Source organism: Rhodobacterales bacterium HKCCA1288 (genome assembly GCA_015693905.1).
Taxonomy (GTDB): domain Bacteria; phylum Pseudomonadota; class Alphaproteobacteria; order Rhodobacterales; family Rhodobacteraceae; genus M30B80.
The window spans coordinates 308,890-332,770 of record CP065161.1; the positions used below are offsets into that span (position 1 = coordinate 308,890).

At 56.5% G+C, this 23,881-nt stretch carries 26 protein-coding genes and 2 tRNA genes; 18 read left to right on the forward strand and 10 right to left on the reverse strand.

Features of this window, described 5'->3' with window-relative positions:
- The first annotated feature begins 95 nt into the window (after nucleotides 1–95).
- Genes I3V23_01530 through I3V23_01545 form a run of 4 tightly spaced genes read left to right on the forward strand, consistent with a single transcriptional unit; the run spans nucleotide 96 to nucleotide 4,410 of the window.
- Nucleotides 96–1,286: an aminotransferase class V-fold PLP-dependent enzyme gene (locus I3V23_01530; protein QPI85715.1), complete on the forward strand. Its 1,191-nt coding sequence runs from the start codon at nucleotides 96–98 to the stop codon at nucleotides 1,284–1,286.
- A 12-nt stretch (nucleotides 1,287–1,298) separates the two neighbouring features.
- Nucleotides 1,299–2,270 carry a pyridoxal-phosphate dependent enzyme gene (locus tag I3V23_01535; GenBank protein ID QPI85716.1) on the forward strand — a complete coding sequence of 324 codons (972 nt, stop codon included), beginning with the start codon at nucleotides 1,299–1,301 and terminating at the stop codon, nucleotides 2,268–2,270.
- 4 nt (nucleotides 2,271–2,274) lie between these two features.
- Nucleotides 2,275–3,438 carry a DSD1 family PLP-dependent enzyme gene (locus I3V23_01540; protein QPI85717.1) on the forward strand — a complete coding sequence of 388 codons (1,164 nt, stop codon included), beginning with the start codon at nucleotides 2,275–2,277 and terminating at the stop codon, nucleotides 3,436–3,438.
- A gap of 12 nt (nucleotides 3,439–3,450) precedes the next feature.
- On the forward strand, nucleotides 3,451–4,410 hold the full coding sequence (locus I3V23_01545; GenBank protein ID QPI85718.1) for an ornithine cyclodeaminase family protein: 960 nt from the start codon (nucleotides 3,451–3,453) through the stop codon (nucleotides 4,408–4,410).
- A gap of 15 nt (nucleotides 4,411–4,425) precedes the next feature.
- On the opposite strand, the gene I3V23_01550 is transcribed toward I3V23_01545, so the two are convergent.
- From I3V23_01550 to I3V23_01570, 5 genes are all read right to left on the reverse strand, one after another.
- Nucleotides 4,426–4,499, reverse strand: a tRNA-Gly gene (locus tag I3V23_01550).
- 67 nt (nucleotides 4,500–4,566) lie between these two features.
- A complete protein-coding gene (locus tag I3V23_01555; GenBank protein QPI85719.1) occupies nucleotides 4,567–6,630 on the reverse strand; it encodes a DUF4445 domain-containing protein in 2,064 nt (687 codons plus the stop codon).
- Nucleotides 6,631–6,731: 101 nt separating this feature from the next.
- Complete coding sequence (locus tag I3V23_01560; GenBank protein QPI85720.1) at nucleotides 6,732–7,808, reverse strand: methyltetrahydrofolate cobalamin methyltransferase; 1,077 nt, start codon at nucleotides 7,806–7,808, stop codon at nucleotides 6,732–6,734.
- A 6-nt stretch (nucleotides 7,809–7,814) separates the two neighbouring features.
- The gene (locus I3V23_01565; GenBank protein QPI86630.1) at nucleotides 7,815–8,744 is read right to left on the reverse strand and encodes a methylenetetrahydrofolate reductase; all 930 of its coding nucleotides are present in this window, start codon (nucleotides 8,742–8,744) and stop codon (nucleotides 7,815–7,817) included.
- 29 nt (nucleotides 8,745–8,773) lie between these two features.
- Nucleotides 8,774–9,076 carry a virulence factor gene (locus tag I3V23_01570; GenBank protein QPI85721.1) on the reverse strand — a complete coding sequence of 101 codons (303 nt, stop codon included), beginning with the start codon at nucleotides 9,074–9,076 and terminating at the stop codon, nucleotides 8,774–8,776.
- Between the two features lie 367 nt (nucleotides 9,077–9,443).
- Here I3V23_01570 and I3V23_01575 point away from each other — a divergent pair, with 367 nt between their 5' ends.
- On the forward strand, nucleotides 9,444–10,559 hold the full coding sequence (locus I3V23_01575; protein QPI86631.1) for a Ppx/GppA family phosphatase: 1,116 nt from the start codon (nucleotides 9,444–9,446) through the stop codon (nucleotides 10,557–10,559).
- A gap of 25 nt (nucleotides 10,560–10,584) precedes the next feature.
- On the opposite strand, the gene I3V23_01580 is transcribed toward I3V23_01575, so the two are convergent.
- The 5 genes from I3V23_01580 to I3V23_01600 form a co-directional block, all read right to left on the reverse strand.
- A complete protein-coding gene (locus I3V23_01580) occupies nucleotides 10,585–11,580 on the reverse strand; it encodes a hypothetical protein (GenBank protein ID QPI85722.1) in 996 nt (331 codons plus the stop codon).
- 15 nt (nucleotides 11,581–11,595) lie between these two features.
- Nucleotides 11,596–11,802 carry a hypothetical protein gene (locus I3V23_01585; GenBank protein QPI85723.1) on the reverse strand — a complete coding sequence of 69 codons (207 nt, stop codon included), beginning with the start codon at nucleotides 11,800–11,802 and terminating at the stop codon, nucleotides 11,596–11,598.
- 167 nt (nucleotides 11,803–11,969) lie between these two features.
- Entirely contained in the window at nucleotides 11,970–13,184 is a 1,215-nt protein-coding gene (locus I3V23_01590; protein ID QPI85724.1) for an NADP-dependent isocitrate dehydrogenase, read from the reverse strand.
- Between the two features lie 102 nt (nucleotides 13,185–13,286).
- Nucleotides 13,287–13,511 (reverse strand): hypothetical protein, encoded by a 225-nt coding sequence (locus tag I3V23_01595; GenBank protein ID QPI85725.1) that lies wholly within the window; start codon nucleotides 13,509–13,511, stop codon nucleotides 13,287–13,289.
- Between the two features lie 6 nt (nucleotides 13,512–13,517).
- On the reverse strand, nucleotides 13,518–14,177 hold the full coding sequence (locus I3V23_01600; GenBank protein ID QPI85726.1) for an alpha/beta hydrolase: 660 nt from the start codon (nucleotides 14,175–14,177) through the stop codon (nucleotides 13,518–13,520).
- A 255-nt stretch (nucleotides 14,178–14,432) separates the two neighbouring features.
- On the opposite strand from I3V23_01600, the gene I3V23_01605 reads away from it, so the two are divergent.
- The 13 genes from I3V23_01605 (at nucleotide 14,433) to I3V23_01665 (ending at nucleotide 23,877) form a co-directional block, all read left to right on the forward strand.
- Nucleotides 14,433–14,894: an Rrf2 family transcriptional regulator gene (locus I3V23_01605; GenBank protein QPI86632.1), complete on the forward strand. Its 462-nt coding sequence runs from the start codon at nucleotides 14,433–14,435 to the stop codon at nucleotides 14,892–14,894.
- Nucleotides 14,894–15,946, forward strand: coding sequence for a cysteine desulfurase (locus I3V23_01610; GenBank protein ID QPI85727.1), 1,053 nt, complete (start codon nucleotides 14,894–14,896; stop codon nucleotides 15,944–15,946). The genes I3V23_01605 and I3V23_01610 overlap by 1 nt, the downstream gene beginning before the upstream one ends.
- A gap of 120 nt (nucleotides 15,947–16,066) precedes the next feature.
- Nucleotides 16,067–17,584: a Fe-S cluster assembly protein SufB gene (gene sufB / locus I3V23_01615; GenBank protein QPI85728.1), complete on the forward strand. Its 1,518-nt coding sequence runs from the start codon at nucleotides 16,067–16,069 to the stop codon at nucleotides 17,582–17,584.
- Nucleotides 17,584–17,778, forward strand: a complete 195-nt coding sequence (locus I3V23_01620; protein ID QPI85729.1) for a hypothetical protein — start codon at nucleotides 17,584–17,586, stop codon at nucleotides 17,776–17,778. The genes sufB and I3V23_01620 overlap by 1 nt, the downstream gene beginning before the upstream one ends.
- Nucleotides 17,779–17,782: 4 nt before the next feature.
- On the forward strand, nucleotides 17,783–17,977 hold the full coding sequence (locus I3V23_01625; protein QPI85730.1) for a hypothetical protein: 195 nt from the start codon (nucleotides 17,783–17,785) through the stop codon (nucleotides 17,975–17,977).
- A gap of 5 nt (nucleotides 17,978–17,982) precedes the next feature.
- The gene (locus I3V23_01630) at nucleotides 17,983–18,294 is read left to right on the forward strand and encodes a heavy metal-binding domain-containing protein (protein QPI85731.1); all 312 of its coding nucleotides are present in this window, start codon (nucleotides 17,983–17,985) and stop codon (nucleotides 18,292–18,294) included.
- Between the two features lie 33 nt (nucleotides 18,295–18,327).
- A complete protein-coding gene (gene sufC, locus I3V23_01635; GenBank protein ID QPI85732.1) occupies nucleotides 18,328–19,083 on the forward strand; it encodes a Fe-S cluster assembly ATPase SufC in 756 nt (251 codons plus the stop codon).
- A complete protein-coding gene (sufD, locus tag I3V23_01640) occupies nucleotides 19,083–20,381 on the forward strand; it encodes a Fe-S cluster assembly protein SufD (GenBank protein QPI85733.1) in 1,299 nt (432 codons plus the stop codon). Before sufC ends, sufD begins: the two co-directional genes overlap by 1 nt.
- A gap of 15 nt (nucleotides 20,382–20,396) precedes the next feature.
- On the forward strand, nucleotides 20,397–20,903 hold the full coding sequence (locus tag I3V23_01645; GenBank protein QPI85734.1) for a YIP1 family protein: 507 nt from the start codon (nucleotides 20,397–20,399) through the stop codon (nucleotides 20,901–20,903).
- Between the two features lie 4 nt (nucleotides 20,904–20,907).
- Nucleotides 20,908–21,504 (forward strand): YIP1 family protein, encoded by a 597-nt coding sequence (locus tag I3V23_01650; protein ID QPI85735.1) that lies wholly within the window; start codon nucleotides 20,908–20,910, stop codon nucleotides 21,502–21,504.
- A 9-nt stretch (nucleotides 21,505–21,513) separates the two neighbouring features.
- The gene (locus I3V23_01655) at nucleotides 21,514–22,734 is read left to right on the forward strand and encodes a cysteine desulfurase (GenBank protein ID QPI85736.1); all 1,221 of its coding nucleotides are present in this window, start codon (nucleotides 21,514–21,516) and stop codon (nucleotides 22,732–22,734) included.
- 56 nt (nucleotides 22,735–22,790) lie between these two features.
- Nucleotides 22,791–22,867 (forward strand) — tRNA-Arg (locus I3V23_01660).
- Nucleotides 22,868–22,944: 77 nt separating this feature from the next.
- The gene (locus I3V23_01665) at nucleotides 22,945–23,877 is read left to right on the forward strand and encodes a 3-hydroxyacyl-CoA dehydrogenase (GenBank protein ID QPI85737.1); all 933 of its coding nucleotides are present in this window, start codon (nucleotides 22,945–22,947) and stop codon (nucleotides 23,875–23,877) included.
- Nucleotides 23,878–23,881: the final 4 nt, after the last annotated feature.

The following is a 23,881-nucleotide window of genomic DNA, read 5'->3' on the forward strand; positions in this document are numbered from 1 at the left end:
TTTTTCACCTATTAAAAAATTATTTCGAAAAAATTGCGAGCTGTAAAGCCCCCCTGTTAATCTGCACCCAACCTTTGAAGGGAGGGCCGCACGAGATGTCGTTTCAAAATCCAGTTTTCATTCCTGGGCCAACCAATATCCCAGAGAGCATTCGCAAAGCCTGTGATATGCCCACGCTTGACCACCGCAGTCCCGCCTTTGGCGCGATGTTCAAACCCGCCGTGGCGGGGGTGCGCCGCGTGTTGAAAATGACCGAGGGCGAAGTGATCTTGCTGCCCTCGACAGGCACAGGCGGGTGGGAGGCGGCCATCACCAACACATTGAGTGCGGGTGACACTGTTCTTGCCGCGCGGTTTGGCATGTTCAGCCATCGCTGGATTGACATGTGCCAACGCCATGGTCTGAACGTCCAGATCATTGATGTGCCATGGGGGCAGGCGGCCCCGATTGCGCAGATTGAGGCGGCGTTGCGCGCGGATGTTCAGGGCAAGATCAAAGTCGTCCTTGCCACCCATAATGAAACCGCGACAGGGGTGCGCTCTGATATAGCGGGGATACGCGCGGCCCTCGATGCCGCAGGCCATGATGCGATGCTGTTTGTCGATGGCGTGTCATCCATTGCGTCTATGCCATTTGAGTTTGACGCTTGGGGGGTCGATATTGCCGTGGCAGGTAGCCAGAAAGGCTTCATGCTGCCTGCAGGCCTTGCGATTTTGGGCGTCAGCCCCAAGGCCTTGGCGGCAATGGACAGTGCCACCCTGCCGCGCTGTTTCTTTGATTTCCGCGACATGCTGAAATCCTACGCGGCGGGGGGATATCCCTACACCCCTTCTGTTGGTCTGATCGCGGGCCTGTCTCACTCTATCGCACTTCTTGAGGGCGAGGGGTTAGAGGCTGTTTATGCCCGTCACCACCGATTGGCTGAAGGGGTGCGCCGTGCTGTTGCGGCATGGGGTCTGCAGATTTGTGCAACCGATCCTGCCACGGCCTCTGACACAGTGACGGCGGTGGTGGTGCCTGCGGGGAAATGCGGCACCGAACTCGCGCAGCTTGCCGCCACTAAATATGGCGTGGCCTTTGGTGTGGGTCTGGGCGAGGTCGCAGGCAAGGTGTTTCGCATCGGCCATTTGGGGATGTTGACCGATGTTATGGTTCTTTCTGGTCTGGCCACTGCCGAAATGTGCATGGCCGATCTGGGATGGGACATCCCGCTTGGGTCAGGGGTTGCCGCTGCGCAGGATTATTTCCGCGCGGATCAAACCGCCCTTCGCCAAGCTGCTGAATGAGAGGGTAAAAATATGAACGACCTTAGCCCAATTTCCGTGCCAAGCTATCAAGACAGCCTTGATGCCTACGCACGGATCACGCCCTATATCCACCGCACGCCCATTCTGACCTCGCGCTTTTTGAACGCGTTGGTCGGGGGGGAGATGTTCTTTAAATGTGAGAACTTTCAGAAGGCAGGCGCCTTCAAGGTGCGCGGTGCATGTAATGCGGTGTTTGGCCTGTCAGATGCAGAGGCGGCACGCGGCGTTTGCACCCATTCGAGTGGCAATCACGCCTTGTCTTTGTCCTATGCAGCAGGGCGGCGGGGCATTCCGTGCCATGTGGTGATGCCGCACAGCGCGCCGCAGGCCAAAAAAGACGCGGTGCGGGGCTATGGCGGGATCATCACGGAATGTGAGCCTTCGACAACCTCGCGCGAGGCGGTCTTTGCCGAGGTGCAGGCGAAAACAGGCGGCAATTTTGTGCATCCCTATAATGATCCCCGCGTGATTGCAGGCCAAGCCACCTGTTCGCGTGAATTGATCGAAGATGTGCCCAATCTTGACGCTGTAGTGGCCCCAATTGGCGGGGGTGGTATGATCTCTGGCACCTGTTTGACGCTGTCAAATATCGCCCCTGAGATCAAAATATATGCCGCCGAACCAGACCAAGCGGATGATGCCGCGCGCAGTTTTCGGGCAGGCCATATCATCGCGGATGACGCGCCCCAGACCATCGCGGATGGTTTGAAAGTGCCGTTGAAAGACCTGACTTGGCATTTTGTGAAATCCCATGTCACCGATATTTTGACCGCAAGCGAAGATGAAATCGTGGATGCGATGAAACTGACTTGGGCGCGCATGAAAATTGTGATCGAGCCAAGCTGTGCAGTGCCCTTGGCGGTGATTTTGAAGAACAAACATCTCTTTGCGGGCAAGCGCACTGGGGTGATTATTACAGGCGGCAATGTCGATTTAGACCGTTTGCCATGGATGAAAGGCTAAGAGCATGAACACCCATACAAGTTTTGAAAATCTGGAAGTTGGCTATGACATTCCCGCGCTGCCTGGCATGGCGGAGGCGGATATCCAGACCCCGTGCTTGATCCTTGATCTCGATGCGCTTGAGCGCAACATCAAGAAAATGGGCGATTATGCCGCCGCCCATGGGATGCGCCACCGTGTGCATGGCAAGATGCATAAATCAGTCGATGTGGCGAAGTTGCAAGAAAGCCTTGGCGGGGCCTGTGGTGTCTGCTGCCAAAAGGTGAGCGAGGCCGAAGTTTTTGCCCGCGGCGGTATTCGGGATGTTTTGGTCAGCAATCAGGTGCGCGACCCGCAAAAAATTGATCGTTTGGCACGGATCCCCCTTTTGGGCGCGCGCGCGATTTGCTGTGTCGATGATCTGAGCAACATCGCCGATCTTTCTGCGGCTGCCACCCGTCACGGCACGGTCATCGAATGTCTGGTTGAGATTGATTGCGGGGCAGGGCGCTGTGGTGTCACCACCACCCCCGAGGTTGTGGCCTTAGCCCGCGCCATTGATGCGGCCGAGGGGTTAAAATTTGCAGGCATTCAGGCCTATCAAGGCGCAATGCAGCATCTTGATCACTATGAAGACCGCAAAGCGAAAATTGCGGTTGCCGTGGCCATGGTCAAGGACGCGGTCGATACATTGGCCGCAGAAGGGATTGCCTGCGATATCGTGGGCGGTGGCGGCACAGGCAGCTATTATTTCGAAAGTACATCGGGCGTCTATAACGAGCTTCAATGTGGCTCTTACGCCTTTATGGATGCGGATTATGGCCGCATTCTTGATGAAAACGGCAACCGCATTGACCGCGGCGAATGGGAAAATGCCCTGTTCATCCTGACCTCGGTGATGAGCCATGCCAAGGCCGATAAGGCGATTGTCGATGCAGGGCTCAAGGCGCAATCGGTCGATAGTGGCTTGCCTGTGATCTATGGGCGCGATGATGTCGAATATGTCAAATGCAGCGATGAGCATGGCGTGGTGGCCGACCCAAAAGGGGTTTTGGCCATCAATGAAAAGCTGCGTCTTGTGCCAGGTCACTGTGACCCGACCTGCAATGTGCATGATTGGTATGTCGGCGTGCGGGGCGGCAAGGTTGAGGTGGTTTGGCCCATCTCGGCCCGTGGCAAGGCCTATTGAGGCGGGGGGACGATGTATATCATTCCAGAAAGTTTGATTGCCGATCTTGTCAGTGCCGAAGATGCGTTTGAGGCAATGCGCGGCTGTTTCGCCGCGATGGCCGATGGCGATGCCTATAATTTCCCCGTGATCCGCGAGGCCTTGGGCGAGGGGCGCCAATATGGGTTCAAGTCGGGCTTTGATCGCGCAGGCGCGGTGATGGGGGTGAAATCGGGCGGGTATTTCCCCGGAAATGCCGCGCGCGGTTTGATCAATCATCAATCCTGTGTGCTGTTATTTGATCCTGAAACAGGCCGTCCCACCGCAATGGTGGGGGGGAACCTGTTGACGGCCCTACGCACAGCCGCCGCATCGGCCCTGTCGATTGATCAATTGGCGCGTCCCGATGCCCAAGTTTTGGGTATGGTGGGCGCGGGGCATCAGTCGGCATTTCAATTGCGCGCGGCCCTGCAGGTGCGCGAATTTACCCGCGTTTTGGGTTGGAACCGCAATCCTGACCGCCTGTCCCGCTTGGCGGAGGTCTGTGCCGAAGCGGGGGTTGAGTTCACCCCCGTTGATCTGGCCGCGATGCAGGAGGCCGATGTGATCATCACCATCACCTCATCCAATGCCGCAAGCCTGCTTACGGACCATGTCAGTGCAGGCTGCCATATCTCTGCGATGGGAACCGATACAATCGGCAAGCAGGAGATTGATCCTGCACTCTTTGCGCGCGCTGCGGTCTTTACCGATGAGGTCGCACAATCTGTCACTATCGGCGAGGCACAACACGCCGTGGCGCAAGGCTTGATTGGGCGCGAGGATATCACCCCCTTGGGGGCGGTGGTCACAGGGGCGGCCAAGGGCCGTGTCTCGCCCGATCAGATCACGATTTTCGATGGCACGGGTGTCGGGCTTCAGGATTTGGCCGTAGCCCAAACCGCCCTCAGCCGTGCCCGCGCGCAGGGTTTGGGTTCAGAGGTCGTGTTTTAGGGAAAGACATAAGGCTGGAGCGGGTAGCGGGAATCGAACCCGCGCCAAGAGCTTGGGAAGCTCGTGTGATACCATTTCACCATACCCGCGCATGGCCTTGATGGGCCAGTCGATACGATAAGGCAGGGGTTTCGTCAACCTCTGCCTTTCTCTCAGTCAGCCCCGCCGTCTGCGCCGCCGCCCGTCATCATTGGCCCCGCCGCCAGAGGCGCCAAAATTTACATCAGGCAGGCTGACCACTGTGGTCAGATGGGGCATGGCGGCGGTTTTATGCGGGATGGCGTTTGCGGCCACGAAATGTTCCTGAAACCTTGGCTCAATCGCGGTTTCAACCTTTTGGATGGCGCGCACGCCCCCCTCAATGCGCTTGCGTGCCGCACGGTTGCACAGCGCAATGCGCGCGCCATGGCCTGCGGCATTGCCTGCGCTTGTGACTTTCTCAAGCGGGGCATCGGGGATCATCCCTAAAATCATTGCGTGTTTTGGGCTGATATGCGCGCCGAAAGCCCCCGCCAAAACCACGCGATCGACCGCTTCTACATCCATCTGATCCATCAACAAACGCGCGCCTGCATAAAGCGCGGATTTCGCCAATTGAATGGCGCGAATATCGCCTTGCGTGACGGTGATGCGCGGCCCGCCCGTGGCGGTGCCGTCAAAGATTAGATATTCATGGGTGCGCCCTGTGGGGATAGACCGCGGGGTTCCTGTTTGCTCGGCACTGCCAATCAGACCTGACCCGTCCAACAGGCCCGCGGCGCGCATTTCCGCCACGGCCTCGATTATGCCAGAGCCACAAATGCCCGTAATGCCTGTCTGCGCGGTGGCCTCGGCAAACCCTGCCTCGTCAGACCACAGATCGCAGCCAATGACGCGAAACCGCGGTTCTTTGGTGGCGGGGTCGATTTCGATATGCTCAATCGCACCAGGCGCGGCCCGTTGCCCTGACGAGATTTGCGCCCCCTCAAAGGCAGGCCCCGTGGGCGAGGAACAGGCGAGAACCTTGGTCTTATTCCCAAGCAGGATTTCAGCATTGGTTCCGACATCCACGATCAGCACCAAATCCTCAGATTGTTCTGGGGCCTCCGATAGGGCCACGGCGGCGGCATCGGCCCCCACATGGCCCGCGATACAGGGCAGCAGGTAAATCTGCGCTTGTGGGTTCAATGTGGACAGCCCCAAGTCAGGCGCACTGAGACGCAAGGCATCCGAGGTTGCCAGTGCAAAGGGCGCTTGGCCCAATTCCACAGGATCAATTCCCAAAAGCAGATGGTGCATCACGGGGTTGCAGACGAATACGGTTTCCACGATCAGCTTGGGGTCAATGCCCGCATCCTCGGCAATTTGCCCGGCTAATGTGTTAATGGCCTCGCGCACCGCGCGGGTCATCTCAGTGGCACCGCCTTCTTGCATCATGGCATAGGAGACGCGGCTCATCAGATCCTCACCAAAACGGATTTGTGGGTTCATGATCCCCGCAGAGCCCATCACTGCACCCGTGGTCAAATCACACAGATGCGCCGCGATTGTGGTCGAGCCAAGATCAATCGCAAGGCCGTAAATTCCGCCCTCATGAAGATTTGGCCAAATCTCAAGAATTTGCGCCACGCCGCCCTCATCGGGTTGAAAGAGGGCGACTGAAATTTGCCATTTGCCCTTGCGCAAAACGGTTTGCAGCTTGGCCAAAACGGGCAGGGCGGCGCTGACCTGATGCACATCCCATTGTTGTGCGAGGGCATCTTTCAAGCGTTCAAAATCGCCCGAGGGTTCATGCATGTCAGGCTCGGCCACCTCGACCATGACAATCCGCGTGGCGGGATCCATAGTGATTGGCTTGGTCGAGGCCTCTTTGCGCACGACCTGACGATGCACCTGACTGGTTTCAGGCACATCAATCACAACATCGCCCAACACCTTGGCCTGACAGCCCAAACGGCGGCCTGAAATCAGACCTTTCACGCGGTCATAGCGGGCCTCAACCTCGTTCCATTCGGAAAGGGCATCTTCGTGCACTGTGACGCCATGTTTGGCAAATTCACCGAAACTGGGGGTGATCTGGCATTTGGAACAAATGCCGCGCCCGCCACAGACACTATCCAAATCCACCCCGAGCGCGCGGGCCGCCTGCAGCACGGGCGTGCCTTTGGCAAAGCGACCGCGTTTGCCAGAGGGGGTAAAAATCACCAAAGGGTCTTTGTCATCTGTGCCTGCGCTGCCCATCGGGAAGGATCCTGTTTTGGTCTTTCATTGCTTTTATTGGCGCAAAGGCCAGAGCATAAGGTTAAATATGCTCTGGCCCGCGATTTTCAAAAAATGGTGCCTTAGCCGCGGCGGCGACCGCCTGCGCGGCGGTTGGCGCGCCCCCCTTGCAGGGCGGCATCTGGATCTTTGTTGAAATTGATCCAAGCAGTCCCACCGTCATCTTGGTTAAGCAGCAGGTTGGCGGCGCGGATCGCCTCCATCTCCTTGCCCGCGCGCGGCTTGGTCGAGCCCATGCCGAACAATTTGACGAAGGTTTCATCGTCCAGATCTGCGGGCAGGATAATTCCTGCGGCCTCAATCGCGGCTTTCTTTTCGGCAATCGCTTTGGGGCCAACGGGCAGGGCGACTGGGTTCATGATCGCACTGGTCATGCCCGCTGCATAGGCCATGGGCAAAAACGCGTTATTCACGCCGTGGCGGTTCGGCAAGCCAAAGCTGATATTGGATGCGCCGCAGGTGGTGTTCACGCCCAATTCCTCGCGCAAGCGGCGCACGAGGGTAAAGACCTGATGGCCCGCTGTGGCCATCGCGCCAATGGGCATGACCAATGGGTCAACCACGATATCATGGGCGGGAATGCCATAATCAGCCGCGCGTTCAACAATCTTTTTGGCAACGGCAAAGCGCACTTCGGGGTCTTCGGAAATGCCTGTGTCATCGTTAGAAATCGCAACAACGGGCACGTTGTATTTCTTGACCAAGGGCAAAACCATCTCAAGGCGTTCTTCTTCGCCTGTGACAGAGTTCAAAAGCGGGCGACCTTTGGCAGCAGCCAGACCATTTTCCAAGGCACCGGGAACCGAGCTGTCGATGCACAAGGGGCAATCGGTTACTTCCTGCACGCATTCGACCAAGGCCTTCATCAAGGCAGGCTCAACAAAGTTATTGTCGGCATAGCGGGGATCTTCGGCCATTTTGTTCGAGAACACCGCGCCAGAGTTGATGTCCAACACGGTCGCACCCGCCGCCACCTGTGCAATGGCATCCGCTTGCACGCGTGAGAAATCACCGCGTTCCAGCTCTTCGTTCAAGATTTTGCGCCCTGTGGGGTTGATCCGTTCGCCAATCACGCAAAACGGTTCGTCAAAACCGATCACGGTGGTTTTGGTTTGGGATTCAATGATGGTGCGAGTCATGCTGGCTTATACTCCTTCAACGGCCGGACGCGTGGATGCGCCGCCATGGTCGATGGCCCATTGGGCATTTGTCTTGATCCCGCCAAGCGGGAAGAAATGGACGGATTCAATCCCGAAATCAGGATTTGCGGCCTTATGCGCGGCGAGTTCTGCGATGATCTCGTCAGGCTCGAACGGCAAAAGAAGTTTCGAGACATCCTTGGCGCGTTTTTGCAAAACCGACAGAGATGGGCCAACGCCGCAGGCAATGGCGAATTTGATCAAGGTTTGCAGCTTGGCGGGGCCTGCGATACCGATATGGACGGGCAGATCAATCCCCGCGGCCTGCAAGGCATTCACCCATGCAATCACGGGCTTGGCTTCAAAGCAGAATTGCGTGGCAAGGGCCATTTTTGCATCTGTGCGCGCGCTAAAGGCCTGTTTCCAACGCAAAGCCTCCATCACATTGGCATCGCTGCCATCTGGGTCGATGTCGCGGTTGCCTTCGGGGTGGCCTGCCACATGCAAGCGTTTGAACCCTGCTTGATCAAACAGCCCCGTTTCCAACAGCTGCATCGAGCTTTCAAATTCACCATGCGCCTGAGGGATGCCGCCCGCCAAGATGAGGCCAGAGGTGACACCTGCCTCGCCCTGATAGCGCGCGATCCAATCGCCAAGCGTGGCCTTGTCTTTGATTGAGCGGGCGGGGAAATGTGGCATCACCTCGAACCCGTCACGGGCAAGGCGCGCTGCGGTCGCGACCATGTCATCAATCTCGGTGCCGTCAATATGGGCGATATAGACGCGGGTGCCCTCGGGCAAAAGGGCGCGGAAATCTTCCACCTTTTCGGCGGTGCGCGGCATAACCTCAATCGAATAGCCTTGAAGAAAGGCCTCAACCTGAGGGGAATGGGGCGCGACTGGCGCGCTTGGTTTTTTAAAGTTTAACAAGGCCATAATCTGATCCCTCACGCGCTCAAGGCTCATCAGGCTGCCTCAACGCCATCGCCCGCGATCAAACGCTTGAGGCGGTCGGTGTCATAGTCGGCATCCAAACGATCTGCATAGACGCGCGCGATGTCGGATGGGTCACCTTCGACCTCGGCCTCTACCACACGGCGCCACTCGGCGAGATAGGCTTCGTCATCTTTTGCCCCGACCTTCATCGCGCAGCGGTCAATTGCCTGCTCGAACCGTTCGGGCAGGGGCAATTTGGCTGCAGCGCGGCCTTTGCCCACAATCACTTGGGCAGGGATGTCGCGCCAGTAAACGATGGTCACAGATGGCATTGAATGCGATTCCTTTCTCGTACGGCGCACCATATGGGCGCAACCCCCGCGCAATGGGACTAATTTCGACACTAAAATCGGCGCAACCGACCTTGTAAGAGGCACATAGCCCGCGCATACGCACATTGCGAGTGGTCGAACATCCCAAAATTTTCATGATGATCATGCGCCAAAGCGCCCAACTGCCCCCGAATGCCACGCGAAAGCAGTTGTCGCTTTTTCATGGGGGCGCTACCATGCCCATGAAGGAGGGGCAGAAATGGCCCGCAAACGCCGCAACCCAAACCGACAGAGAGACGCAAAAGAGGGCGGGGTAAACCCTGCGCCTGTGGCGCATATTTCTGATCCAAGCGGCCTTGATCCGAATATGGGGCAGGGGCAGCGTAGATTTTATAGCAAACCCAAACCTGCCGCCCCCGCACAGATCGAAAAAGCAGACCCAGCCGATCTTTACGCCGCTCTTGATTTGGGCACGAATTCCTGCCGAATGTTGATTGCACAGCCGAAAGGCACGCATCTACATATCGTTGATAGTTTCTCGAAATCGGTGCAACTGGGGCACGGGCTAGAGGCCTCGGGGCGCTTGTCGCGTGCCTCGATGGCGCGGGCGATTGGGGCGTTGAAAATCTGTCAACGCAAACTGGCCCAACACCAAGTGCGCCATATGCGTATCGTGGCCACCGAGGCCTGCCGCCGCGCCACCAACGGGGGCGAGTTCCTCAACCTTGTGAAGCGCGAAACGGGCTTGCAGATGGAGATCATCAAGCCCGAAGAAGAGGCGCAGCTGGCGGTGATCTCCTGCGCGCCATTGGTGTCAGCCAAAACCGAACAGCTTTTGGTGGTGGATATCGGGGGGGGATCAACCGAATTGGTTTGGATCGACCTGTCTCGGGTTGCGCCCTCGGAACGCGCCCGCGCGATCATGCGCCTGCATCAAGGGTTTGGGCATGAGGAAACCATTTTTCCCCGCGCGAAAGTCGTGGATTGGATTTCTGTGCCTTTGGGCGTGGCAACCCTGAAAGACCTTTATCACGATGTCGAAGATGACGGGGCGCGGTTTGCGCTGATGTCATGGTATTTCGAAGAACAGCTTGCAAAATTCTCACCCTATGTCGATGCGGCGGATCAAGCACGCGAAGGGTTCCAGATCATCGGCACCTCTGGCACTGTCACAACTGTTGCCGCCAGTCATTTGGGCCTCAAGCGCTATGATCGCAATAAGGTCGATGGTCTGCGGATGACTTCGGATCAGATTGACACTGTGATCCAAACCTATCTTGCCTTGGGGCCAGAGGGGCGGCGCAATGATCCGCGGATCGGGCGGGATCGGCACAGTCTGATTATGTCAGGCTCTGCGATTTTGCAGGCGCTGCTGCGCGCATGGCCAACGGATCGCTTGTCTGTGGCAGATCGTGGCCTGCGCGAGGGCTTGCTCTATGCGCAGATGTGCCGCGATGGGGTGATGGAAGACGGGCTTCTGTAACAGCCGCCCGCCTTGAAAAAAGCCGTTACGCGGCCTTTTGCAGTTCAAGCCGAACAAGGGTTTGGTTCAGCAGCATATAGGCAATTTCCCCAAAGGTCATTGGGCCTGTGAAACCTGACACTGATTTGCCCTCCATTTCGCCGTAGAGATAGTTCAAGATGCAATTACAACTGTAATCAGCGCCTGTGACCTTATCGCAGAGCGAGCCGGCAAAGGCTTGGGCATAGTCATCGGGAAGGGCTGCGGCGGGGCGATAGACCACGCCCTCCTGCACAGGGGCATAGAAGCTGACAATGCCTGTATCGGCATCAACCGATTTGATCGACACATTGAGATGGGCGCCGCCGTAATTGGCGATGAGCGGCAAGCGCGTATCCCAATTTTGCGCCGTCAAATAACGTGCCAAATTCCGCTTGGCCCCGTTGATCATGGCATCTTCCGCTTCGAAACCAGAGGTTTCAAAAATAATGCTTGTGGCCGTATCCCCTGCCTGCTCGAAAATATTCACAATCTCCAAGTTGGGGGTGACCCCTTTGGCAAAGCCGAGATGCATCACGATCGCGGCATCCTCGTGGGTCTGACCGGTGCTGCCATCAATGACAATGGCATGATCTTGGCCGATCCGCTCTAGCGCAGTGCCTGCGACCCATCCCATCAAGGGCTGCGCGAATAAAGCAGGGTTTTGCGGCGCATCAATCGCAAAGCGGCGATGTGCGTGACCAAAAGCGGGGATCAAGATCAGACTTGCCCCGCCTGTCTGATACCCTGTGGCGATATCGGTTAAATTATCGGGGGCGATGACGCGGATTTCTGCGGCTTCGGCCTCGTCAAAACTGGTGCAATAGAGGCGGTTTTCGATTTTTTTGCCACCTTCAGAGGTCACAAAGTAATGGCTGCTGCCCCCGATCCAAGTTCCCTTTGGCAATTGCGCCAAATAAGCGGGGTGGCCTGCAATGCTTAGGATTTCCCCTGAGACGATGCGCGCGGATGCCTCCGCGAGGGTCAAAACTTCGTTTTTCATTTTGTTTTATCCTCGTTAGCGGGTCATTTTCGCCAAATCATCGGCGGCGAAGGCATTTGCTTTGGCAAAATCAGCCAATTCCTTGATCTTGGCTTCAAGCAATGTAGGGGTGCTTCGGATTTCGATGCGCAAACGACCGATCAAGATACGTGTGGCAAGCGAAGCTTGGGAAAGATCCTGATTGGATTGGATCACGCCCGCGAGAAAGCTGTGTGAAAACATGCAGATGGGTTCCGTTTTAAATGCGGGGCTGCGCCCCTTGGTGATGTTCGCGCATCTGTTGAAACGGCAGGAGCGGCTTTCAGCTTAGGGGTGAGGGCCGCTTTGTCGCATAAAAAACGCGCCGCACGGGTGCGGCGCGTGTAAGGTCTTGAAAGGAAAGGGGGGTCTTAGCCCACCAGTGCCTTGTTCAGATTTTCATCAATTTTCTCAAGGAAGCCTTGCGTGGTCAGCCATTTCTGATCTGGCCCAACCAAAAGCGCCAAATCCTTGGTCATAAAGCCTGCTTCGACTGTATCGACCACGGTTTTCTCAAGCGTCTGCGCAAAGCGCAGCAGCGCGTCATTGTTATCAAGTTTTGCACGATGCTTAAGCCCGCCTGTCCATGCATAGATGGAGGCGACCGAATTGGTTGAGGTCGCCTCGCCCTTTTGGTGCTGGCGGTAATGACGGGTCACGGTGCCATGCGCGGCTTCTGCCTCGACAATTTTGCCATCGGGCGTCATCAACACCGAGGTCATCAACCCAAGCGACCCAAATCCTTGGGCGACAGTGTCGGATTGCACATCACCATCATAGTTTTTACAGGCCCAGACATAGCCGCCCGACCATTTCAGGGCAGAGGCCACCATGTCATCAATCAGGCGATGCTCATACCAGATTTTCTTTTTCTCAAATGCCTCGCGGAATTCTTCGTCATACACTTTCTGGAACAAATCCTTAAAGCGGCCATCATAGGCTTTGAGAATGGTGTTTTTGGTCGACAGATAAACGGGCCATCCCAAATTCAGCCCGTAATTCAGACTGGCGCGGGCGAAATCAATGATGGACTGATCAAGGTTATACATCCCCATCGCCACACCTGCGGCGGGGGCATCGAAAATCTCATGCTCAATCGTGGTGCCATCTTCGCCCACAAATTTCATCGTAAGCTTACCCTTGCCTGGAAAGCGGAAATCGGTGGCGCGATATTGATCGCCAAAGGCATGACGCCCCACCACAATGGGCTGCGTCCAGCCTGGCACAAGGCGGGGCACGTTTTTGCAAATAATCGGTTGGCGGAAAATCACGCCCCCAAGGATATTTCGGATTGTCCCATTGGGGCTGCGATACATCCGTTTGAGGCCAAATTCCTCAACCCGCGCTTCATCTGGGGTGATGGTGGCACATTTCACGGCCACGCCAACCTCGCGGGTCTTTTCGGCAGCGGCCACTGTGATGGCATCATCGGTGCGATCCCGCTCCTCGATTCCAAGATCATAGTAAAGCAGATCAAGATCCAAATAGGGCAGGATGAGCTTATCTTTGATAAAGGCCCAAATGATGCGGGTCATCTCATCCCCATCCATATCCACGATGGGGTTTTCAACTTTGATTTTGGTCATATCAGGCAGCCTCGCGCGGGGAAGAAATACTGAGGCTGCGCATATCAAATTCTGGCGGATTCGCAAGAACTGTATGCCGTTGTATACAGATTTGTGATGCCACTAGTTTGGGGCTTGGCTGCGTTTGGTGCGCAAAAAATCATAGCCACGTTTTTCGGCCATGCGCATGCGTATCGCAGTGCGCAAGGCTTCCTCGACAGTGGGGGAAAGCGCACCAACGGTTTGGCACAGCTCATCAGTCAGGCGTTCATCCCCCGTTTCTTGCGCGACACGCAGGGCCTCTTGGGCCAAGGCATCTGCGATTTCTTCGGCAAGACGGGTGCTCATGGTGGATTACCGCGTGTTTTCCGTCAGGCGCCGCTTCACATAGGCCTTAACCATGTCGATCATCGGGTTCATCTGGGTCTCTTCATCTTCAAAGAAGTGACCCGCCCCCTCCATCTCCTCATGGGTGATGGTGATGCCTTTTTGCTCATGCAGCTTATCGACCAAGATACGGGTGTCTTGGGGTTTGGCCACGCGGTCGGCGGTGCCGTTCACGATCAAACCTGACGCGGGGCAGGGTGCAAGGAAGCTGAAATCATACATATTCGCGGGCGGTGCGACCGAGATGAACCCCGTGATCTCCGGGCGCCGCATCAGCAGCTGCATCCCAATCCATGCGCCAAAAGAAAACCCCGCAACCCAACAATGTTTCGAGTTAGGGTTCATCGTTTGCAGATAATCCAAGGCCGATGCTGCATCAGACAATTCGCCCTGACCTTGGTCATATTCGCCCTGACTGCGCCCGACACCGCGGAAGTTAAAGCGCAGAACGGTGAAGCCCATATTGTAGAAGGCGTAATGCAGATTATAGACCACACGGTTGTTCATCGTGCCGCCAAATTGCGGATGCGGATGCAGGACGATGGCAATCGGGGCATCCTTTGCCTTTTGTGGATGATAACGGCCCTCAAGCCGCCCTTCTGGGCCTTGGAATATCACCTCGGGCATGTCGTTCCCCTTGTCGCTTTCTGGCGCATGCGCGTCATGCTTGACCTGCGCAATCGCCCTACCTAGAACCTGTGTCACCGCAATGCTGCGGTTTTGCCCCTAAACGCGGGGCGCGCGTGTCTGTGCGGTTTGCACCACGCATTGCAGTTAAGCGTGACGGATCAAAAGGTCAATCACGGGCTTGGTGTGAATAAGGGCGCGCGGCAAAGTTTCTGCGAAACAGGGCTGCCAAAATGGCACAATTCGGGGGGCAAGATGAAGCTCAGCACAAAAGGCCGATACGCGATGGTGGCTATGGCCGATCTTGCCTTGCAAGCGGACGGCGCGTTGACCTCTCTTGCGGATATTGCCAAGCGGCAGGATATTTCGCTGCCCTATCTTGAGCAGCTGTTTGTAAAACTGCGCCGCGAGGGTTTGGTGGTGTCTGTGCGCGGGCCTGGCGGGGGGTATAAACTGGCCAAAGCGCCCGCAGAAATTCGCGTGGTCGATATTTTCTCGGCGGTCGAGGAAACGGTTTCAGCGATGCATAAGGGGGCGGGCGCCTCTGGCGGCATGTCGGGCAGTCGTGCGCAAAGCATGACCAATCGCCTTTGGGAAAGTCTCAGCGCCCATGTTTATGTCTACCTGCATCAAACACGGCTTTCGGATGTGATCCGCAATGATTTGACGCCATGCCCGGCCGTTCCAACCCTCTTTACAGTGGTGGATGGGGCCTGATGGCGCGCGTCTATCTGGATCACAACGCCACAATGCCGCTTCGGCCCGAGGCGCGCGCGGCAATGATCGCTGCAATGGATGTGGTGGGTAACCCGTCCTCCGTTCATCAAGAGGGGCGCGCGGCCAAGGCGTTGATGGAACGCGCGCGCGGTCAAATTGCCAGTGCCATCGGCGCAGAGGCCGCCGATATCGTGTTCGTGTCTGGCGCGACCGAGGCCGCCGCATTGGCCCTGTCTGGGCGCAATCTTAAAGGGGCCGCGATTGAACATGACGCTGTGCGCGCGTGGATCCGCGAGGAACTAGAGGTCGATGCGCAAGGTCAGGTGCATGTCACAGATCCTGCAGAAGCGACCCTCCAACTTGCGAATTCCGAAACGGGGATCATCCAATCCTTGCCCGAAGGTTTGGCCGTATCTGATTGGACGCAAGGCTTTGGCAAGCTGCCGCTTGCCTTTGATTGGTCGGGGGTCGATATGGCGTTTATCTCGGCGCATAAAATTGGCGGGCCGAAGGGAATCGGCGCGCTGATCTTGCGGCGTGGCCTTGATGTGGCGGCGCAAATTCGTGGCGGCGGTCAAGAAATGGGGCGCCGATCTGGAACCGAGAATTTAATTGGCATTGCAGGATTTGGTGGTGCAGCGCAGGCTGCAATACAAGATATTGAAAATGGCCTGTCGAAAAAGCTGGAAAAACTTAGAAATATTCTAGAAAAGACACTGGAACATCGCGCCAAAGATACTATTTTTGTCGGGAAAGATGTCGCGCGGCTTCCCAATACCAGCCTGATGGTCACGGAGGGGTGGAAAGGGGAAAGCCAAGTGATGGCAATGGATCTAGCAGGATTTGCGATTTCCGCAGGCTCTGCTTGTTCCAGTGGCAAGGTCAAATCCAGCGCCGTTTTGCAGGCAATGGGGCTGACGCCAGAGATGGCAGGATGCGCGATCCGTGTCTCTCTTGGGCCACAAACGCAGGAGGCCGATGTAATGGCCTTCGCGGAAGCTTGGGCCGATGCCTATGACAGGCGCAAGGCGCGGGCAGGGTTAAACCGCTAGGGGGCCGCATCATCATAAGATGCGGCAGGGCCACCGCGCCGCACCCCTTGCGATCGAATAGATGCACGAGGGGGTGGGTGGCCTATACGCACCCATCAGGAAGAAACAGGAGTTGATCCCATGACCGCACTCGACAGCGATATCCGCGAAGGTGTCGATCGCGAAACCGTTGAAACCGTCAAGGCGATGGGTGGCGCGTATAAATACGGTTGGGAAACCGATATTGAGATGGAGTTCGCCCCAAAAGGCCTGAACGAGGACATTGTGCGCCTCATCTCAGAAAAGAATAACGAGCCCAAATGGATGCTTGATTGGCGCCTGCAGGCGTTCAAACGCTGGAAGCAGATGGCTGAACCTGATTGGGCCATGCTGAATTACACGGCGATTGATTACCAAGATCAATATTACTACGCCAAACCCAAAAGCATGACCGAAAAGCCCAAAAGTTTGGACGAGGTCGACCCAAAGCTTTTGGCGACCTATGAGAAACTTGGTATCCCCCTGAAGGAGCAGATGTTGCTCGCAGGGGTTGAAGGCGCAGACGCCGAGGCCGCACCGCGCAAAGTGGCGGTTGATGCGGTGTTTGACAGTGTCTCGGTCGGCACGACATTCAAGGATGAATTGGAAAAGGCAGGAGTCATCTTCTGCTCCATTTCCGAGGCGATTCAAAAGCACCCAGATCTGGTGAAGAAATATCTTGGCTCGGTTGTGCCGATTTCGGATAATTTCTTCGCCACTTTGAACTCTGCCGTGTTTTCGGATGGTTCCTTCGTCTATGTGCCACCTGGCGTGCGCTGCCCTATGGAATTGTCCACCTATTTCCGCATCAATGCGGAAAATACGGGCCAATTTGAGCGCACATTGATCATTGCGGATAAAGACGCCTATGTGTCCTACCTTGAGGGCTGCACCGCCCCGATGCGCGACACCCACCAATTGCACGCCGCAGTTGTGGAATTGGTCGCCCATGATGATGCCGAGATCAAATATTCCACAGTGCAAAACTGGTATCCGGGCGATGAAAACGGCAAGGGCGGGATCTACAATTTCGTAACCAAGCGTGCCGATTGCCGTGGGGATCGCTCGAAGGTGATGTGGACCCAAGTGGAAACGGGGTCGGCCATTACATGGAAATACCCGTCTTGCATCCTGCGCGGTGATGACAGTCAGGGGGAATTCTACTCCATCGCCATCGCCAATAATGCGCAGCAGGCCGATACAGGCACCAAGATGATCCATTTGGGCAAGAACACCAAATCGCGGATTGTCTCCAAAGGCATCAGCGCAGGGCGCGCGCAAAATACCTATCGCGGTCAGGTTTCGATGCATCCAAAGGCGAAAAACAGCCGCAATTACACCCAATGCGACAGTTTGCTGATTGGTGATAAATGCGGCGCGCATACTGTGCCATATATTGAGGTCAAGAATAACTCTTCGCGGGTTGAGCATGAGGCCACCACTTCGAAAGTGGATGATGATCAGCTGTTCTATTGCCGCTCCCGCGGGATGGATGAGGAAGAGGCGGTGGCCTTGGTGGTCAACGGCTTCTGCCGCGAGGTGTTGCAGGCGCTGCCAATGGAATTTGCCATGGAAGCGCAGCAATTGGTTGCAATCAGTCTTGAGGGGAGTGTCGGCTGATGAACTGGAAATATTGGCTCACCGCAGGGGAACCACGCCCGCGTTATGCGCTGTTGGTTGCTATTGGTGTGGTTGTGATGATGGCCTTGACCTATTCTATCTGGCATCCAGGTGGGCCAGGCCTCGCGGCCTTCGCCGCCGTGGCGGCCACCATTATCAGCCATGTATCGGCAAAAATGATCATGCGGAAATAAGCCCATGTTGCCAGAGCTGTTGCATCAAACCGCGGGGATCGGCGTTGGCACCTTTCTTGGGGCGCTGATTGGCCTGTCTGTGCGGGCGCGCCAAGGCAAGCGCGGTGGATTGGTGCGCAGATCGATCTTTTTGACCTCAGTTCTGGTGGGCATGGCGGCTTGGGTTGCAATGGCCGTGCTGCGCGGCGTTATGGGGTAAGGCGGATGATCGTTACAACAACACAATCTATCGAAGGTCGAAAAATCACGGACTATCGTGGTATCGTGGTGGGTGAGGCGATTTTGGGCGCAAATGTGTTTCGCGATATTTTCGCAAGCATCACTGATATTATCGGCGGGCGCTCTGGGGCCTATGAGGGCGAGATGGCCCGTGCGCGCGAAACCGCGCTGGCCGAAATGCAAGATCGCGCGCGCGAGCAGGGCGCGAATGCGGTGGTCGGTGTCGATCTAGATTACGAAGTTATCAACAATATGCTGATGGTCAGTGCCTCAGGCACGGCTGTCACGGTGGAATAAGGTAAAGGGCCTACGCCCTTGAAGGAGAAGATAATGCTTGAGATCAAGAACTTACATGTCGAACTTGAGGAAGAAGGAAAGCAAATCCTCAAAGGTGTCGATCTGACCGTAGAGGCGGGCAAGGTTCATGCGATCATGGGGCCAAATGGCTCGGGCAAATCGACCTTGTCCTATGTGCTGTCGGGGCGCGATGGGTATAGCGTCACGGATGGCTCTGCCACTTTGCTCGGCGAAGACATCCTTGAAATGGAACCCGAAGAGCGCGCCGCCGCAGGCCTGTTTTTGGCATTCCAATATCCCGTTGAGATCCCCGGTGTTGGCAATATGACCTTCTTGCGCACGGCGCTGAACGCCCAGCGTAAGCTGCGCGGCGAGGATGAGGTAAGTGCGGCAGAGTTTCTGAAACTGGTGCGCGAAAAGGCCAAGACCCTCAAGATTGACGCAGAAATGCTCAAGCGTCCCGTCAATGTGGGCTTCTCGGGCGGTGAGAAAAAGCGCAATGAAATTCTGCAAATGGCGATGTTGGAACCCAAGATGTGCATCTTGGACGAAACCGATAGTGGCCTTGATGTGGATGCGATGAAACTGGTCTCCGATGGTGTCAACGCGTTGCGGGATGCGGGGCGTGGGTTCCTTGTGATCACCCATTATCAGCGCCTGCTTGACCATATCAAACCTGATGTTGTGCATATCATGTCGGATGGCCGTATCATCAAAACGGGCGGGCCAGAATTGGCCTTGGAAGTTGAGAAAAACGGCTACGCGGATCTGTTGGCGGAGGTTGCGTAATGGCTTTGGCGCAGGCACGCATTGATTTGACCGAGGCGCGGATTGCGGCGCTTGAGTTGCCGCACGGGGCCAATTGGGCCAATGAGGCGCGCCATACTGCCCTCACACGGCTGCGCGCCATGGGTTTGCCCACCGCGCGGGATGAATATTGGAAATACACAAACCCCGCCGAGTTGACCGTGGCCGATACACCCGAAGCGGCGCTGTTTGATCCGGGCCAAGATCGGCGTGTCTTTGAAGACATTGATCGCCTCAAGATTGTCTTTGTGGATGGTGTGTTTGACGCGGCTCAATCAGATGATCTCAGCCTTGAGGGGCTGGAAATCTCGCGACTGTCGGATGTTTTGAAAACCGACATTCACTGGGCGATGGATCTTTATGGTCATCTTGAAACCCATGGCCAAGACCCTGTCGCGCGCCCCTTGGCTGCGCTGAACACGGCCTTTGCCACGGATGGCATTGTGATCCGTGCCACAGGGCGGGTGTCCAAACCCGTCAGCCTGATCTATCTGCATCAGTCTGAAACCTCCGATGCCGTGTTGCACCATGTGATCCGCGTTGAGGAAGGCGCAGAGATGACCTTGCTTGAACAGGGCCCTGCGGCGGCGCGGTTCAATAAATGCACTGAGGTTGATCTGGCCCCGACCGCACGCTTTCATCACATCCGCGCACAGGGGCGCGATCACGCCCGCCGCGCCGTGACCCATAGCTTTGTGCGCGTGGCCGAGGCGGCGCATTACAAAAGCTTTACCCTCACCTGCAACGGCGTTCTGACCCGCAACGAGCATGTGATTGATATCGTTGGGGATAATGCAGTTGCCCATGTGGCGGGTGCAGCACTTGGCGATGGCAAGCGGGCCGAATTCCATCATGACGACACGGTCTTTGTGACCCATCGCGGTGAGGATTGCGAAAGCCGTCAGGTGTTTAAAAAGGTGTTGCGTAACGGGGCCTCTGGCGTGTTTCAGGGGAAAATCCTTGTGACGCCTGGTGCGCAAAAGACCGATGGCTATCAAATCAGCCAAGCCCTGCTTTTGGATGATGACAGCACGTTCTTGGCCAAGCCCGAGCTTGAGATTTACGCCGATGATGTGAAATGCAGCCACGGCTCGACCACTGGCGCGATTGATGAAGAGGCGTTGTTCTATCTGCGCTCGCGCGGGGTGGATCACTCAACAGCCACCGATCTTTTGGTTCTGGCCTTTTTGGCCGAGGCGATTGATGAGATCGAAGATGAGACGCTGCGCGCAGATATATTGGCCCAGCTAGAGCTGTGGTTGGCACGGCGGCGCGGCTAAAGGGTAGGGTCTGCAATGTCAGTCAGCCGCGATATTGTCGCCTCTTGGCGTCGCCCGCGACAGGTGCTGCGGTCTATGCTGAACCATGGCCGCCGCGAGGATCGGGCGATTGCCTTTGTCATGATCGCGTGTTTCCTGATGTTTGTGGGGCAATGGCCCAAACTGAGCCGTGAGGCGTTTTTGGATCCATCGGTGCCACTGCAGGCGCGCCTGGCCATCACATTTTTCTCAATGATGATGGTGATGCCTTTGATGCTCTATGTCTTTGCAGGGATTTCGCATTTGGTGGCGAAATTGTTTCGCGGGCGCGGCACGTTTTATTCTGCGCGGTTGGCGCTGTTTTGGTCGCTTTTGGTGACGGCACCGCTATTTTTGCTGAACGGGCTTGTGGCAGGGTTCATCGGGCAGGGGCCTGCATCCGATGCCACGGGTTTGGTGACATTGCTTGGCTTTTTGGTGATTTGGCTGGCGTGCCTGATTGAGGCAGAGCGCGCACCAGAGGCCGTAACAGAAGGGGTTTAGGCGCGTGAACCTGTCAGAGATTCTCACCCTATCGGGTCTGTGGCGTCATACGCGTGACACGATCCGCGCCCCGCAAGAGGCGGCGCAGGCGGTTTTGACCCTCAATTTGCCGCGCAATGTTTTGTGGTTGGGCTTGGCCTTGGTCATTACCCTATCAACCCTGTTGGCAAGTGCGGTCTTGTTGATGGTGCCGATGCCAGAGGCGGGCGCAGGCGTGCCGATGCCTGTCGTGATGGGGATTGTTCAGGCGGTTTTCCTTGTTTTGGTGTCCCTTGGCATCGCGGTGATTGGTGCGCGCTTTGGGGGCAAGGGCGATTTTGACGGTGCGCTTGCGTTGATGGTCTGGTTGCAGGCCGTGTTTCTGGTCGTGCAGGCCTTTCAAATCGTAGCCATTGCCATTGGTTTGTCGGTTCTTGCCGATATTGTCAGCCTTGCCTCTATCCCACTATTCTTTTGGCTCATGGCGCAGTTTGTCACTGTTTTGCATGGGTTTTCGTCCGTTTGGAAAACCTTTTGGGCGATTATCATGTTTCTCATCGCCTTTGCCTTTCTTCTTTCGCTAGTCGTGACAAGTTTCGGTCTTGTCCCAATGATGCCGTAAAGGGTTTCCATGTTTGATGTAGATAAAATCCGCGCTGATTTTCCGATCCTCTCACGTGAGGTGAACGGAAAGCCATTGGTCTATCTCGACAATGGGGCGAGTGCGCAAAAGCCGCGCGCGGTGATTGATGCGATGACCCATGCCTATGAGGCGGAATACGCCAATGTGCATCGTGGTCTGCATCATCTCTCTATGGTTGCGACCGAGGCCTATGAGGGGGTGCGCGGCAAGATTGCGCGCTTCCTCGGCGTGGCGGACGAGCGCGAGATTGTCTTTACCTCAGGGGCAACGGAAGGCATCAATCTGGTTTCCTACGGTTGGGCCGCGCCGCGCCTGCAGGCGGGGGATGAGATCATCCTCACCATTGCCGAACATCACGCCAATATCGTGCCGTGGCATTTTCTGCGGGAACGTCTTGGCGTGAAATTGGTCTGGGTCGAGACAGATATGAACGGGGATTTGGACCCGCAAGCGATGATTGATGCGATCACCCCGCGCACGCGGCTGATTGCGATGTCGCATATGTCAAATGTGCTTGGCACTGTATTTGACGTCAAAACGGTGATTGATGCCGCCCATGCCCGCGATATCCCCGTGTTGGTGGATGGGTCGCAGGCGGCTGTGCACATGCCGCTGAACCTTGATGCGCTTGGCGCGGATTTTTACGCAATCACAGGGCACAAACTCTATGGCCCGTCAGGATCAGGTGCGATCTATATCAAATCGGCGCGCATGGCTGAGATGCAGCCCTTCTTGGGCGGGGGGGACATGATCCGCGAAGTGCATCGTGATGAGATCACATGGAATGACCCCCCAATGAAATTCGAGGCGGGGACACCGGGCATCGTGCAGCAAATCGGTCTTGGCGTTGCCCTTGATTACATGAGCGCCGTGGGGATGGAGGCAATTGCCGCCCATGAAGCCGATCTAACCCAATATGCACGCACCCGCCTTGCGGGGCTGAATTGGCTGAATGTTCAGGGGAATTCTGCGCATAAAGGCGCGATTTTTTCCTTCACGATAGATGGGGCGGCGCATGCCCATGATATTTCCACTGTCCTTGATAAAAAAGGTGTGGCCGTGCGCGCGGGCCATCATTGTGCACAGCCTTTGATGGAACATATGGGTGTGACGGCCACCTGCCGCGCGTCCTTTGCGATGTATAACACCCGTGCCGAGGTGGATGCCTTGGTCGAAGCCTTGGAACTGTGCCACGATCTTTTCGCCTAAGCGCGCACGGATTGATGATTGCGAAACCGCGCCCGCGCCGCTAAAAGCGGGCTCAGGCACCCGTAGCTCAGCTGGATAGAGCGCTGCCCTCCGAAGGCAGAGGCCAGAGGTTCGAATCCTCTCGGGTGCGCCAGTTTTCTTTTTCATCTGGAATGCCGCCCCGCCGATCCTATAGCATATCGGCAGATATGATGGTGGAGGGCGCGAGATATGGGCAAGATTGCGATTGTGGGGGCAGGGCTGATTGGTCAGGCATGGGGGGCTGTGTTTGTGGCAGCGGGCCATGATGTTGTGCTTTATGATCCTATCGCGGGTGTTGCCGATGGCGCGGCGCCAAAGGTTTTGGCGCGGTTGCAGGATTTAGCCGATCACGGCCTGATTGCCGCACAAGAGTATCGCAGTCAGATCAGCGTGGCTGCGAGCTTGGCCGCGGCGCTTGAGGGGGTGATATATGTCCAAGAAAGTGGCCCAGAAAAACGCGATGTAAAGGCGACCCTGACTGCCGAAATGGATGCAATTCTGCCGCCCGATGTGCCGATTGGCAGTTCAACCTCGGGCATTCCTGCCTCGTCCTATGCGGCTGATGTCGCGGGGCGCGCGCGCTGCTTGGTCGTGCATCCGATCAATCCCCCCCATCTGGTGCCCGCCGTTGAGATTGTGCCTGCCCCTTTTACCGCAGCTGAGGTTACCCAAAAAGTGCGCGATTTGATTGCACAGACAGGGCAAATTCCCATTACATTGAAGCGCGAGATTGACGGGTTTGTGGTTAACCGATTGCAAGGTGCGCTGCTGATTGAGGCGTTTAAGCTGCTGCAAAATGATGTGGCTGCGCCCGAGGATATTGACCGCGCCATTTGCGATGGTTTGGGGATGCGATGGTCGTTTATGGGGCCGTTTGAAACAATCCACCTGAATGCACCGGGGGGCGTGTCGGATTATGTCACGCGCTTTGCGGGCATGTATCAGACCATGTTTGAGGGCGACACAAAGATCAGCGATTGGTCGGCTGCCTTAGACCAAGGACTGACGTCCTATTTGGATGATCTGCACCCGCAAGACAGCCTGCCAGAGGCGCATCGCGCGCGCGATCTAAAGCTTATGGAGCTTTTGCGCGCGCGGCGTGCGGGGGGGCGCAGGGGATAAGCCT

What these genes read in the sequence shown, in the direction of transcription:
- I3V23_01540 (QPI85717.1), top strand. Translation starts at nt 2,275, where the DNA reads ATGAACACCCATACAAGTTTTGAAAATCTGGAAGTTGGCTATGACATT.
- I3V23_01555 (QPI85719.1), bottom strand. Translation starts at nt 6,630, where the DNA reads ATGGGCAGCGCAGGCACAGATGACAAAGACCCTTTGGTGATTTTTACC.
- I3V23_01655 (QPI85736.1), top strand. Translation starts at nt 21,514, where the DNA reads ATGTTTGATGTAGATAAAATCCGCGCTGATTTTCCGATCCTCTCACGT.
- I3V23_01630 (QPI85731.1), top strand. Translation starts at nt 17,983, where the DNA reads ATGATCGTTACAACAACACAATCTATCGAAGGTCGAAAAATCACGGAC.
- I3V23_01595 (QPI85725.1), bottom strand. Translation starts at nt 13,511, where the DNA reads ATGAGCACCCGTCTTGCCGAAGAAATCGCAGATGCCTTGGCCCAAGAG.
- I3V23_01575 (QPI86631.1), top strand. Translation starts at nt 9,444, where the DNA reads ATGGGGCAGGGGCAGCGTAGATTTTATAGCAAACCCAAACCTGCCGCC.
- I3V23_01665 (QPI85737.1), top strand. Translation starts at nt 22,945, where the DNA reads ATGGGCAAGATTGCGATTGTGGGGGCAGGGCTGATTGGTCAGGCATGG.
- I3V23_01535 (QPI85716.1), top strand. Translation starts at nt 1,299, where the DNA reads ATGAACGACCTTAGCCCAATTTCCGTGCCAAGCTATCAAGACAGCCTT.
- sufD (QPI85733.1), top strand. Translation starts at nt 19,083, where the DNA reads ATGGCTTTGGCGCAGGCACGCATTGATTTGACCGAGGCGCGGATTGCG.
- I3V23_01600 (QPI85726.1), bottom strand. Translation starts at nt 14,177, where the DNA reads ATGCCCGAGGTGATATTCCAAGGCCCAGAAGGGCGGCTTGAGGGCCGT.
- sufB (QPI85728.1), top strand. Translation starts at nt 16,067, where the DNA reads ATGACCGCACTCGACAGCGATATCCGCGAAGGTGTCGATCGCGAAACC.
- I3V23_01605 (QPI86632.1), top strand. Translation starts at nt 14,433, where the DNA reads ATGAAGCTCAGCACAAAAGGCCGATACGCGATGGTGGCTATGGCCGAT.
- I3V23_01645 (QPI85734.1), top strand. Translation starts at nt 20,397, where the DNA reads ATGTCAGTCAGCCGCGATATTGTCGCCTCTTGGCGTCGCCCGCGACAG.
- I3V23_01590 (QPI85724.1), bottom strand. Translation starts at nt 13,184, where the DNA reads ATGACCAAAATCAAAGTTGAAAACCCCATCGTGGATATGGATGGGGAT.
- I3V23_01570 (QPI85721.1), bottom strand. Translation starts at nt 9,076, where the DNA reads ATGCCATCTGTGACCATCGTTTACTGGCGCGACATCCCTGCCCAAGTG.
- I3V23_01565 (QPI86630.1), bottom strand. Translation starts at nt 8,744, where the DNA reads ATGGCCTTGTTAAACTTTAAAAAACCAAGCGCGCCAGTCGCGCCCCAT.
- I3V23_01580 (QPI85722.1), bottom strand. Translation starts at nt 11,580, where the DNA reads ATGAAAAACGAAGTTTTGACCCTCGCGGAGGCATCCGCGCGCATCGTC.
- I3V23_01585 (QPI85723.1), bottom strand. Translation starts at nt 11,802, where the DNA reads ATGTTTTCACACAGCTTTCTCGCGGGCGTGATCCAATCCAATCAGGAT.
- I3V23_01610 (QPI85727.1), top strand. Translation starts at nt 14,894, where the DNA reads ATGGCGCGCGTCTATCTGGATCACAACGCCACAATGCCGCTTCGGCCC.
- I3V23_01530 (QPI85715.1), top strand. Translation starts at nt 96, where the DNA reads ATGTCGTTTCAAAATCCAGTTTTCATTCCTGGGCCAACCAATATCCCA.
- I3V23_01560 (QPI85720.1), bottom strand. Translation starts at nt 7,808, where the DNA reads ATGACTCGCACCATCATTGAATCCCAAACCAAAACCACCGTGATCGGT.
- sufC (QPI85732.1), top strand. Translation starts at nt 18,328, where the DNA reads ATGCTTGAGATCAAGAACTTACATGTCGAACTTGAGGAAGAAGGAAAG.
- I3V23_01620 (QPI85729.1), top strand. Translation starts at nt 17,584, where the DNA reads ATGAACTGGAAATATTGGCTCACCGCAGGGGAACCACGCCCGCGTTAT.
- I3V23_01545 (QPI85718.1), top strand. Translation starts at nt 3,451, where the DNA reads ATGTATATCATTCCAGAAAGTTTGATTGCCGATCTTGTCAGTGCCGAA.
- I3V23_01625 (QPI85730.1), top strand. Translation starts at nt 17,783, where the DNA reads ATGTTGCCAGAGCTGTTGCATCAAACCGCGGGGATCGGCGTTGGCACC.